Here is an 11,483-nt window from a genome sequence, read left to right on the forward strand (position 1 = left end):
ACGAGAACGCAATGGAGAGTCGCGGTGCGCTTTGCGCTCACGCGGCTCTCTTCTCTTGAGATGCCGCTCAGCCCGGCAGCATCGCGAACGCGCTCGACACCATCGCGACCGGCTTGTTGTCGGCGGCCGAGAGCAGCGTGACGCGGCCAAAGCTCATGGTGCGCCCGAGCCGCACCACGCGGGCGTCCGCCAGCACGTCCGACGAGGACACCGCGCGCATGAAATGCGTGGTCTGGTCGACCGTGGTCATCGGGCGGTAGCCGCGATTGGCAGCCAGGATCGCGATCACCATCGCGGTGTCGGCGAGCGCCATCAGGGCCTGCCCGCAGACCACGCCGCCGTTCCGGCACAGCCGCTCCGAGAACGGCATGCGCAGCAGCGCGCCCGGCTGCCAGTCGGGCACATCCGCCGGCTGCGCGTGCTCGAGGCGCTCGACGGCGAGGTTGAGATCCTGGACCCAGGGGGCAAAAACCTCGCCGAGGATGCGTCTGGCGTCGGGCAGGCCGAATTCGGCGTCTGGCTGCATTTGCATTGCTGTCGCGCTCTCCTGTATTGCCGGATGTTTCGCCCCATTGTGCGCGCATCGGCGCGGCAAAGTCACCCGGTCTGGCGCCGGTCCCGCCGGCTTGAAAATGCCTGACTTGGGCCGATATGATGGCTCGGTTGGGTAGGGGTGGACGATGTTGCGTCGGTGTGTCCTCGTCTTTTGCATGGCCGCGCTCGGCCTAGCGCTGAGCGGGTGCACCAAATGCGGTCCGATCTGGGACGACTGGCTGCATGCGCCGAAATCGTGCAAATCAGATCGGCTCTAGCGGGCCCCGGCGGTCGCGACCGGCCGCGACAAGGGATGACCAGGCGCGGGCGATCCGTGCCTGTATGGATGATCAAGGAGTAGACGATGAAGCTTTTCCGTTTGGCCGCGGTGCTGGCCGTGCTGGCGGGACCTGCCTATGCGCAAATGCCCAATCTGAATTTGCTGCAGGACGCCCCGAGCAAGACCCCCGAGGAGAAGGCCGCGGAAGCCGAGCGTGACAAGGCCTACAAGGAAACGCTGAAGAAGATCCCGGATTCCAAGACGTCCAACGATCCCTGGGGCGGCATGCGCGCCGACCCGCCGAAGCAGCCGGCGGCGCCGAAGGCCTCGGCCGCAACCAGCGCGCCGAAGAAATCCAAGAGCGGCACGGCCGCCAACTGACGAGCGGCACGGCCGCCAACTGAAGAGCGGCACGGCTGCCAACTGACCGCAGCTCCGTTCGGGAGGCGGTGCAACGCTTTTCGGACGGGACTCCTCTTCACCCGGCTCACGCCCTACATTGGGCCGAGCGTAGTGCGTAGAGGAGGAGGACATGGCCGACCGTCCGCGGGATCTCGCCGAGCGGATGGCGCGCCGGCGCAAGATCGCCGGCAAGCCGGGCCAAACGGTCCGCGACGGCTACCTGCGCGAGACGTTCACGCTGCCGCGCGCGGCGGCGCGGGAAAGGGCGCAGGCCTTCTTCGCGCGCTACCCCAAGGCCGGCTATATGAGCGTTGTCGAGAGCTGGCGCGAGCTGCCCGGCGGCGACATCGAATTCACCATGCGGCGGCTGCCCAGCGCCGACTAGAGCATGATCCGGAAAAGTGCGAAGCGGTTTTCCGAAAAGATCATGCTCAAACAACAACCTAAAGCTTGATCCAGCGGTCTTGCTAATCGAGGGTTTCGGCAACGATGCGGATCCGGAACACGGGCTCCTTGGTCTCGTCCAGCAGCTCCATGTGCCATTCGGAATTTTCCTGGAGCTTGCGGGCAATGCCGGCGGTCATGTCGGCGCAGACATTGGTCATCTCTTTCCAGGCCGAATCGCGATCGACGAATTCCGTCGCCTGGTCCGCGCAGCCCGAATAACGGCCGTTCCGGATTCGAAAGAAATACAACGGCATAGCTGGCACCGATCGCGCGCGTGATGGCCTCGCCCCCAGGGCCATGGGCGCGCGCAGTCCAATCCCAAACCACCGTCAGATCAATTCCGGGCGGCTACGGATGATGTTCCGCCGCAACCGCCAGCCGTGGCGCTGCGGGCGCACAAGGCGCCATCCGATGCCGACCTTCATCCGGTCGGCTCAGGCCGCCCGGCCGATCGCTTCAGCTCCCGGTCGATGCGCAGCTGCACGCGCCGGATCGCCAACAGGTCGATTTTCGTCTCGGTCTTGCCGGTCTTGACCTGCTCGCCGATGCGGAACTGCCACTGCCAGATTCCAGGGATCGCCGTCTTGGCGACAGTGAACTCGATGCCCCTGTGATTCATGGTGACCTCCCCACGATTCACTCTCCATGACTGCAAACATGTTGGGCGTCGTAATATTCCAGAGACAAGCAAATTCTGTCGGTAAGCCCCGGATAATTCGGGGATATCTCGAAAGCGCGCGTGCCCCGAAACAACCGAAGCCGGCGTTCGAAAGACGCCCGTCCGTGAGACAGTGAGGCTGTCGCATACCCGTGGTTCTCCGACCATGAACAGAGTTCCTGAGCTGCACGCGCTTGCGCGGTTCCGGCCACGGTTGCGGGATCCCATGCAAGCGGCATGTGCCTTGCTTGATCTGACGACAGCAAAAACAACGTGGGCCCGTCATGCTCGGCATTCCCCGCCGCTACAGTCATTTCGTCTTCGGCATCATCCAGTCCGGACTGACCTCGCTGATCGCGGCGGGGATCGCCAGCTTGCCTGCGGGCGGCGCGATGAGCTTCGTCGGGCACTGGATGGTGTCGTGGCTGATCGCATGGGCCGCGATGCTGCCGATCGTGCTGCTGGCCGCGCCCGCGATCCGCGCCTTCTCGTTGCTCCTGACGCGGGAGGAGAGGGATCCGCGAACCGCCGGCAGGCATGAAAAAGCCCCGCCTGGGGAGAGCCAGGCGGGGCAGAGAGTTATTGGAGGCTGAGGTGCTGGGCTGCAACACCATAGCCTCATCATCCTAGCCGGCCCCGCTTACGGCAGCCTGACAGGCGGCAGATTTCCGGGCCCAACGCCGGGGCCGCAGACTGGCCCCGCACCCGTCCCAATTTCGACATCCGTTCGCACAACTGCGGACACACCCGTCGGCAAGATTTCACACCGTTCGGCGCAGCCATGGGGGAAACGTGGCGCGCCGACCACGGGGTGGCATCATGGATAACGTAGAGCGGTCATTTGCCGCCGCGACAGCGGCTGGCTTCGTGGTGCTGGTGATCGGCCTCGTGCTGCTGGCGCTGCTGTAGCGACCGGCGCGCGGGCGGCAGCCGTGCCCTGCCAGGTTCAGGGACACGAGGCATGCCGCATTCTCAAAATTGGGAAAACAACCCCATGCACAGTAGGCGGCATGGAAATTCAGATGTCTTCTCAGTGGCTTAAGAGTAGAGTTTAGATACTTCATTGCGCGCGACCCGCCCTGTGGGCCGTGCGCCTCGCCCCGAGCTGCGATGCCGACTCCTTGCGGGTGACCTGGCGACCGCTCCGGGCGGCCACCTCTGCCGCCAGATCGTCGGGACGCCGTCAGCCGCCTCGCCGGCGTGTCGCCGGCCTTCAGTGAATCTCGATCTTGTTCAGGGGAAGCTGGAGCTCGGCGGCGCGCTCGTCGCGGTCCTTCTTGCGGAACTCGTTTTCCTGGCGCTCGAACTTCATCATCTCCTCATGCGCCGCCTCCAGCAGAGGTTTGCGCCTGATCGCGTCGCGCTGCGTGTTTTCCGTCATGACTGAGGTCCCCAGAGTTGCGGTCTCATCCTGGAGAAGGCCCAAGACCGCGAAAAGGTTCGATGCCGTAAGATTACGGAATTCTGACGGCGCCCGGCGGCGGCGTCTTTGATACGCGTCAGCTCCGGCCCGGGAAAGAGGTTGCGGCAGCCCTGCTATTTCGGCGGTTGCAGCCCGGAGGATATGGCCCAGTCGTGCAGCAGATGATTGGCGACGTCGGCCTGGCGAGCCTTCTTGAGCAGGGCGTCCCGCTCGGGCCCGGGCGGAAGCCTCAAGGCCTGTTCCTGGACCTGCTTCACCCATGCGGACAGCCGATCTTGAAGGGTCAACTGCTGCTTGAAACGTCGTCTCTTGAGCATGGCGCGCTCCTTTCCGTGCGAGGAAGGCGGGAGCACAATCGGTGTTCTCGTCACCGATTGTGGCCACGGTTGTGCGGTGACGAACGATTAAGGCCGGTTCACGGATCGGCGTCTGTTCAGTTGTGCGCACAAGGCGAATTGGGGAGGCGGAAGTAGAGAGAATCGCCGGCGGGCAAGCGGCGGGAATGAAAAGAGGCCGCCGACCAAGAGGGCCTCATTCGCGGTCGAGTTCGGCTTCCAAGGCGGCGCGTCCGATCTCCGTTATCCGATAAAGGCCGGTTCGTCCCTGTTCGAGAATCCCTAGCGCCAGGCAAAAAGAACATATTGCGAACCTAGAACAAATGGGGTACATTGGTTTTATCGCCGAGCCGCCTCGCCAATCGTTTGTCCCCCTAGCGAATCCTCGCCATAAGGAGCACGACCCAATGTCCGCCACTGCCCTGCGTATCGTCGAAGGATCTTCCATGGACAAGAGTAAAGCTCTGGCCGCCGCGCTCTCCCAGATCGAGCGCCAGTTCGGCAAGGGCTCGGTGATGAAGCTCGGCAAGAACGATCGATCGATGGATGTCGAGGCGGTGTCCTCCGGGTCGCTCGGGCTCGACATTGCGCTCGGCATCGGCGGCCTGCCGAAGGGGCGCGTCGTGGAAATCTACGGGCCGGAATCCTCGGGCAAGACCACGCTGGCGCTGCATACGGTGGCGGAAGCGCAGAAGAAGGGCGGCATCTGCGCCTTCATCGACGCCGAGCACGCGCTCGATCCGGTCTATGCGAGGAAGCTGGGCGTCAATATCGACGAGCTCCTGATCTCGCAGCCCGACACCGGCGAGCAGGCGCTGGAAATCTGCGACACGCTGGTGCGCTCGGGTGCGGTGGACGTTCTGGTGGTCGATTCGGTCGCGGCGCTGGTGCCGAAGGCCGAGCTCGAGGGCGAGATGGGCGATGCGCTGCCGGGCCTGCAGGCCCGTCTGATGAGCCAGGCGCTGCGCAAGCTGACGGCCTCCATCAACAAGTCCAACACCATGGTGATCTTCATCAACCAGATCCGCATGAAGATCGGTGTGATGTACGGCTCGCCGGAAACCACCACCGGCGGCAACGCGCTGAAATTCTATGCCTCCGTCCGCCTCGACATCCGCCGCATCGGCGCGATCAAGGAGCGCGACGAAGTGGTCGGCAACACCACCCGCGTCAAGGTCGTCAAGAACAAGCTGGCGCCGCCCTTCAAGCAGGTCGAGTTCGACATCATGTACGGCGAGGGCGTTTCCAAGATGGGCGAGATCCTCGATCTCGGCGTCAAGGCCGGCATCGTCGAGAAATCAGGCGCCTGGTTCTCCTATGACAGCCAGCGTCTCGGCCAGGGCCGCGAGAACTCGAAAGCGTTCCTGAAGGCCAATCCCGACATCACCGCCAAGATCGAGACCTCGATCCGCCAGAACTCCGGCCTGATCGCCGAGCAGATTCTCGCCGGCACGCCGGAGCGCGACGCCGACGGCGAGGAGCCGGCGGAGGAGTAAGACCTAACGCGAAGAGAGTTTTCGCGAGGAGCGGGCGCTGATGACGTTGAGTTGCCGACGTCGTCAGTGCCCGTTTCGTTTTGCGTAAGGGTGGGGTGCGCCGACGATGAAACGGATGATTCTGACCAGTTCGTCCGGCGCCGGTCTCACCTATGCCGATCGCGCTGACATGGTCATCCCGTTCATCTATCGCTTTGTTTCGGGGCCACTTCCGACGGCTGACCACCTCATCCGCTATCTCGGCTGGCGGGAGTCCAGGACGTGGGTCGACCAAATGCACTGGTCGGATTGCGTCCCCCTGCGTCAGTCGCCCCTCATCAGGCGCCAGGATCGAGCCGGTGCGTTGCTCTGGATCTGCGAAACTTACGGGGTCGATCTCATCGAACTGTGGTTCGATCCTGAACCCAATAGTCAATTGCAGTTGATCTGGATCCTTGATTACCTGCGCTTCAAGCCGTCACTTACTGAGAGTCTGAGACTACGACTCGTCGATTTCGATCTGCGCGGAGCAGATCCCTCAGAGCTTCGCCATCGTGACGTGAAGCAGTTCGATATCGCGGAAAGCGATCTTGAAGGCGCGACCCTCGCATGGGAGGCCTACCGCGCACCGACACCCGAGCTTTGCGCCGGGCTGCTCGACAGGCCGCTCGGCAAGCTGTCTTTCCTGAAGCCGGCCATGGAAGACCTGCTCGCAGAACTGCCGTCGCCGGCGACGGGACTGGGGGCGACCGAGACGCGGCTTCTCGAGCGGGTTGCAGGCGGACACAATCGTACCGATGAGCTGTTTCGGCCGGGCGCGCTGGGAACACGCGTGTTCGATCAGTGGGAATTGGGCGCGCTGCTTGAAGGGCTCGCATTCGGCCCTGCGCCAGCGATTGCGGGTCTGGACGGCAAGCTGGCGACACTCGATCCGGACAACGCGCGCGGTCGCAACGCCGCCTTTCGCCGGAGCCGGCTGTCGCTGACGGAGTTGGGCAAAGCGGTTCTGGATGGTCGGCAGGATTTTCGCCGTCACAATCCGATTCGGCGCTGGTTGGGCGGTACGCTGCTGACCAATGAGCAGCTATGGCGTTGGGATCGCGAAAGTCGATTGTTGATTGCGCCTTAAGTCAGCAGCCGTATGGTGGGCAAAGGCGCGCAAGCGCCGTGCCCACCATATTCCAACGCGGCGAAAGGGTGGTGGGCACGCTTCCGCTTTGCCCACCCTACGTAACCTCCGCCGTGTCTTACTCCGCAGCCTCCGCATAATCGCTCACCGGTGGGCAGGAGCACACGAGATTCCGATCGCCATAGACGTTGTCGACGCGCCCCACCGGGCTCCAGTATTTGTCGTTGCGCGAGGTGCCCGCGGGGAAGCAGCCTTCGGCGCGGGTATAGGCGCGCTTCCAATCATCATCGGCGATGTCGTGCACGGTGTGCGGAGCATGGCGCAGCGGTGACGCCGCGATCTCAAAGCGGCCGGCCTCGACCTCGGCGATTTCTTTCCGGATCGCGATCATGGCGTCGCAGAACCGGTCGAGCTCGGCCTTGGATTCCGATTCGGTCGGCTCGATCATCAGCGTGCCCGGCACCGGGAAGCTCATGGTCGGCGCGTGGAAGCCGTAATCGATCAGGCGTTTTGCGATGTCGTCGACGGTGACGCCGCTTGTGGTCTTCAGCGGACGGGGGTCGACGATGCACTCATGGGCGACGCGGCCCTTTGCGTTCTTGTAGAGCACCGGGAAGTGCGGATCGAGGCGCGCCGCAATGTAGTTGGCGTTGAGGATCGCGATCTCGGTGGCGCGCTTCAGGCCTTCGCCGCCCATCATCAGGATGTAGATGTAGGAGATGGTCAGGATCGAGGCCGAACCGAACGGCGCGGCCGAGACCGGGCCGACCGGTGCGTCGCCTTGCGTCGCGGGGTGACCGGGAAGGAACGGCGCCAGATGCGTCCTGACGCCGATCGGGCCCATGCCGGGGCCGCCGCCGCCGTGCGGGATGCAGAAGGTTTTGTGCAGGTTGAGGTGGCTGACATCGGCGCCGTAATCGCCGGGCCTGGAGAGACCGACCTGCGCATTGAGGTTGGCGCCGTCGAGATACACCTGGCCGCCATGGCCATGCACGATGTCGCAGATCTCGCGGATGTGCTCCTCGAACACGCCGTGGGTCGAGGGATAGGTGATCATGACCGCGGCGAGATCGTTCGCATGCTTTTCCGCCTTGGCGCGGAGATCATTGACGTCGACGTCGCCGTTCTTTTCGCAGGCGACCACCACCACGTCCATGCCGACCATCGCGGCCGAAGCCGGATTGGTGCCATGGGCGGAGGAGGGGATCAGGCAGATCTTGCGGTGCGCCTCGCCGCGCGACGCGTGATAGCCGCGGATCGCAAGCAGTCCGGCGTACTCGCCCTGCGCGCCGGAATTCGGCTGCAGCGAGATCGCGTCATAGCCGGTGATGTCGCACAGCCATTTTTCCAGGCGCGCGAACAGCGCGTGATAGCCGCGTGCCTGCTCGCGCGGGACGAACGGATGCAGCGAGCCGAACTCCGGCCAGGTCAGCGGCATCATCTCGGTGGTCGCGTTCAGCTTCATGGTGCAGGATCCCAGCGGGATCATCGCGCGGTCGAGCGCGAGGTCGCGGTCGCTGAGCTTGCGCATGTAGCGCAGCATCTCGGTCTCCGAGCGATGCGCGTGGAAGACGGGATGGGTGAGGAAGGAGGTCGCGCGCTTCAGCGCCTCCGGCAGCGCTTCGCGCGTGGTCGCATCTAACTCGGCATAGGCAAGCGTGCCGCCGAAGGCACGCCAGACCGCTTCGACCGTCGCAGCCGTCGTGGTCTCGTCGAGCGCGATGCGCAAGCTGGTGTCGCCGACGCCGAGATTGATCTTCTCGGCCGCCGCGCGCGCAACGATCTCGGCGCGCTTGGCACCGGCATCGACGCTGATCGTGTCGAAGAAGCTCTCGCTATCAGGCGCGAAGCCGAGCTTGCGCAGGCCAGCCGCGAGCACGGCCGTGCGACGGTGAACGTGGCGCGCGATCTGCGTCAGCCCCTCGGGCCCGTGATAGACCGCGTACATCGAGGCGATCACGGCGAGCAGGACCTGCGCGGTGCAGATGTTGGAGGTCGCCTTCTCGCGGCGGATGTGCTGCTCGCGGGTCTGCAGCGCGAGCCGGTAGGCAGGCATCCCGCGGGAATCGACCGAGAGGCCGACGATGCGGCCGGGCAGCGAGCGCTTCAGCGCATCGCGCACCGCCATATAGGCGGCATGCGGCCCGCCATAGCCCATCGGTACGCCAAAACGCTGCGCGGAGCCGATCGCGATGTCGGCGCCGAGCTCGCCGGGCGAAGCCAGCAGCGTCAGTGCCAGCAGATCGGCGGCCACGATCGCGAGCGCGCCCTTGGCCTTCAGTGTTGCGATCGCGGGCCTGAGGTCGCGCACCGCGCCCGAAGAGCCCGGATATTGCAGCAGCGCGCCGAGCACGTCACTCCCAGCGAGATCGGTGAGGGGATCGCCGACGATCAGGGTCCAGCCCAGCGGCTCGGCGCGGGTGCGCATCACAGCGAGTGTCTGCGGATGCACGTCCTTGTCGACGAAGAAAGCCTGCGCCTTGACCTGCGAATGCCGCTCCGCGAGCGCCATCGCTTCCGCCGCGGCGGTCGCCTCGTCGAGCAGCGAGGCGTTGGCGACGTCGAGCCCGGTGAGGTCGCAGATCATGGTCTGGAAGTTGAGCAGCGCCTCCAGCCGGCCCTGGCTGATCTCGGGCTGGTAGGGCGTGTAGGCGGTGTACCAGGCCGGATTCTCCAGGATGTTGCGCTGGATCACCGCGGGCAAAATCGTTCCGGAATAGCCTTGGCCGATCAGCGAGGTGAAGACCTGGTTTTGGGCCGCGAGTTCGCCCATATGCGCGATCGCCTCGGTCTCGCTGAGCGGCCTGCCGAGATCGAGCGGGATGACCTGCCGGATCGAGGCCGGCAGCGTCTCCGCCATCAGCGCGTCGACGCTCTTGGCGCCGACAGTTTCAAGCATTGCGGTGACATCGCGCGCCGACGGGCCGATGTGGCGGCGAACGAAACTGGCGGCGGTGTCGCCGTTGGTCTTGCGGTGCGCGGTCATCGCTTGCTCCATCGTCCTTAAGCCGTATGTGCCTTGTACGCGGCTTCATCCATGAGGCCGCCGAGCTCGCTCTTGTCGGCAATCTTGATCTTGAAGAACCAGGCCTTGCCTTGCGCGTCCGAGTTCACCAGCGCCGGCTCGGCAGCGAGCTCGGCATTGGTCTCGAGCACCTCGCCGGTCACAGGCGCGTAGACGTCGGAGGCGGCCTTGACCGATTCGACGACGGCGGCGGCTTCTGCCTTCTTCAGCGCGCGGCCGACCTTGGGCAGTTCGACGAACACGACGTCGCCGAGCTGCTGCTGGGCGTAGTCGGTGATGCCGACGGTGGCGACGTCGCCCTCGATGGCGAGCCATTCATGGTCGGAGCTGTACAGCGTCGTGGTCATTCTCGAATCCTCAGCGTTTGTAGGTGTTTTTCACGAAGGGCATGGCGGCGACAGTGAGCGGCAGCCGCTGGCCGCGCACCTCGGCGAAGATTTGTGTGCCGAGCGCGCTCGATGCGGTAGGCACATAGCCCATCGCCACCGGCGCGCTCAGGGTCGGGCCGAAACCGCCCGATGTGACTTGTCCGATCGGCTCGCCGCCCGTGCTGTCAGCAAACAGCAGCGCGCCCTCGCGCACCGGCGCGCGTCCCTGGGCGAGCAGGCCGACGCGGCGGCGGGCCGCGCCGTTATCGAAATGAGCGAGGATCTTGTCGGCACCGGGAAAGCCGCCGGCACGGGCGCCGCCGCTGCGGCGGCTCTTCTGCACCGACCATTCCAGCGCGGCCTCGACCGGCGTGGTCGCGGTGTCGATGTCGTGGCCGTAAAGGCAGAGCCCGGCTTCCAGCCGCAGGCTGTCGCGGGCGCCGAGGCCGATCGGCAGCACGTCGGGGTTCTCGAGCAGCGTCTTGGCGAGACGTTCGGCATCGGCCGCGGGAACCGAAATTTCAAAACCGTCCTCGCCGGTGTAGCCGGAGCGCGAGACGAAGCAGCCGAGGCCGGCAACCTTGCGCGGGCCGGCATCCATGAATGTCATGGCGGGCGCCTCTGCACACAATTTCGCCAGCGCCGCCCCGGCCTTCGGCCCCTGCAGCGCGATCAGCGCGCGGTCTGGGAGAGAATCGATGACGCAGTCGCCAGAGAGATTCGCGCGCAGATGTGCCTCGTCGGCTTCCTTGCAGGCGGCGTTGACGACCAGGAAGAGGTGGTCGCCGAAATTGGCGACCATGAGATCGTCGAGAATCCCGCCGTCTTCATTGGTGAACTGGGCGTAGCGCTGCCGTCCCGGCGCAATCGCCACGATGTCCTGCGGCACCAGCCGCTCCAGCGCGCGGGCGGCGTCCTCCACCTTGCCGGATTTCGGCCGGAGCGCGATCTGGCCCATATGGGAGACGTCGAACAGGCCGGCGGAGGCTCGGGTATGGAGGTGCTCCTTCAGCACGCCCGCGGGGTACTGCACGGGCATGTCATAGCCCGCGAACGGCACCATCTTGCCGCCCAGGGAGACATGAAGCCCATGAAGGGGCGTACGTTTCAGGGAATCTTGGTCGTCGCGCGCTAGCATCACAGGGGCCCTCGGCGGTTCCCCCGGGACGATTCCCTGAGGACACCAGTCGAAGCCCCATCTGTCGCTGTGCCTGAGAGTATTATCCCGTCGGCGGACGCCGTCCGGGTCTAAGCCCGTCGGCGCCTCTTTCCAGATGCTGTCAAAGCCACGCGGTCCTTTTGCCTGAGAGTTTCCGGGGCGGTTGCTCCTTCGGCGCCGGCACCAGTGCCGGTCTCTCCCGACGTGGCCGTACGATACAGATGGGTACAGACCACAGGGCGGCCAAG

Annotated in this window: 13 protein-coding genes and 1 riboswitch; of the genes, 5 read left to right on the forward strand and 8 right to left on the reverse strand. The window is 65.0% G+C overall.

The annotated features are described in order from the left end of the window. Positions 1–67: 67 nt before the first annotated feature. Positions 68–532 carry a PaaI family thioesterase gene (locus tag AABA84_RS17150; protein WP_338306506.1) on the reverse strand — a complete coding sequence of 155 codons (465 nt, stop codon included), beginning with the start codon at positions 530–532 and terminating at the stop codon, positions 68–70. Between the two features lie 366 nt (positions 533–898). On the opposite strand from AABA84_RS17150, the gene AABA84_RS17155 reads away from it, so the two are divergent. Continuing rightward, positions 899–1,195, forward strand: a complete 297-nt coding sequence (locus AABA84_RS17155; RefSeq protein WP_091965475.1) for a hypothetical protein — start codon at positions 899–901, stop codon at positions 1,193–1,195. Between the two features lie 151 nt (positions 1,196–1,346). Then, complete coding sequence (locus tag AABA84_RS17160) at positions 1,347–1,601, forward strand: hypothetical protein (protein WP_095425257.1); 255 nt, start codon at positions 1,347–1,349, stop codon at positions 1,599–1,601. Between the two features lie 82 nt (positions 1,602–1,683). Here AABA84_RS17160 and AABA84_RS17165 read toward each other — a convergent pair whose 3' ends face one another. Then, the gene (locus tag AABA84_RS17165; protein WP_212252833.1) at positions 1,684–1,917 is read right to left on the reverse strand and encodes a DUF6894 family protein; all 234 of its coding nucleotides are present in this window, start codon (positions 1,915–1,917) and stop codon (positions 1,684–1,686) included. A 167-nt stretch (positions 1,918–2,084) separates the two neighbouring features. Further along, complete coding sequence (locus tag AABA84_RS17170; protein ID WP_212252831.1) at positions 2,085–2,282, reverse strand: hypothetical protein; 198 nt, start codon at positions 2,280–2,282, stop codon at positions 2,085–2,087. A 323-nt stretch (positions 2,283–2,605) separates the two neighbouring features. On the opposite strand from AABA84_RS17170, the gene AABA84_RS17175 reads away from it, so the two are divergent. Continuing rightward, a complete protein-coding gene (locus tag AABA84_RS17175; RefSeq protein ID WP_212252829.1) occupies positions 2,606–2,914 on the forward strand; it encodes a DUF2798 domain-containing protein in 309 nt (102 codons plus the stop codon). A 620-nt stretch (positions 2,915–3,534) separates the two neighbouring features. On the opposite strand, the gene AABA84_RS17180 is transcribed toward AABA84_RS17175, so the two are convergent. Together AABA84_RS17180 and AABA84_RS17185 are read right to left on the reverse strand one after the other, a co-directional pair. Beyond that, a complete protein-coding gene (locus AABA84_RS17180; RefSeq protein ID WP_212252827.1) occupies positions 3,535–3,702 on the reverse strand; it encodes a hypothetical protein in 168 nt (55 codons plus the stop codon). A 155-nt stretch (positions 3,703–3,857) separates the two neighbouring features. Continuing rightward, entirely contained in the window at positions 3,858–4,061 is a 204-nt protein-coding gene (locus tag AABA84_RS17185; RefSeq protein ID WP_212252825.1) for a hypothetical protein, read from the reverse strand. A gap of 425 nt (positions 4,062–4,486) precedes the next feature. On the opposite strand from AABA84_RS17185, the gene recA reads away from it, so the two are divergent. Together recA and AABA84_RS17195 are read left to right on the forward strand one after the other, a co-directional pair. Next, positions 4,487–5,575 carry a recombinase RecA gene (gene recA / locus AABA84_RS17190; protein ID WP_063195387.1) on the forward strand — a complete coding sequence of 363 codons (1,089 nt, stop codon included), beginning with the start codon at positions 4,487–4,489 and terminating at the stop codon, positions 5,573–5,575. Positions 5,576–5,681: 106 nt separating this feature from the next. Further along, on the forward strand, positions 5,682–6,683 hold the full coding sequence (locus tag AABA84_RS17195) for a hypothetical protein (RefSeq protein ID WP_212252823.1): 1,002 nt from the start codon (positions 5,682–5,684) through the stop codon (positions 6,681–6,683). A gap of 118 nt (positions 6,684–6,801) precedes the next feature. Here AABA84_RS17195 and gcvP read toward each other — a convergent pair whose 3' ends face one another. From gcvP to gcvT, 3 genes are read right to left on the reverse strand one after another with little or no spacing between them, the layout of a single operon-like run. Beyond that, complete coding sequence (gene gcvP, locus AABA84_RS17200) at positions 6,802–9,669, reverse strand: aminomethyl-transferring glycine dehydrogenase (protein ID WP_212252821.1); 2,868 nt, start codon at positions 9,667–9,669, stop codon at positions 6,802–6,804. A 17-nt stretch (positions 9,670–9,686) separates the two neighbouring features. Then, positions 9,687–10,055, reverse strand: a complete 369-nt coding sequence (gene gcvH / locus AABA84_RS17205) for a glycine cleavage system protein GcvH (protein ID WP_212252819.1) — start codon at positions 10,053–10,055, stop codon at positions 9,687–9,689. Positions 10,056–10,065: 10 nt separating this feature from the next. Further along, positions 10,066–11,214, reverse strand: coding sequence for a glycine cleavage system aminomethyltransferase GcvT (gene gcvT / locus AABA84_RS17210; RefSeq protein WP_338312602.1), 1,149 nt, complete (start codon positions 11,212–11,214; stop codon positions 10,066–10,068). 144 nt (positions 11,215–11,358) lie between these two features. Continuing rightward, positions 11,359–11,447: riboswitch (glycine riboswitch) on the reverse strand. Positions 11,448–11,483: the final 36 nt, after the last annotated feature.

This window comes from Bradyrhizobium sp. TM239, from assembly GCF_036247985.1.
Classification (GTDB): domain Bacteria; phylum Pseudomonadota; class Alphaproteobacteria; order Rhizobiales; family Xanthobacteraceae; genus Bradyrhizobium; species Bradyrhizobium ottawaense.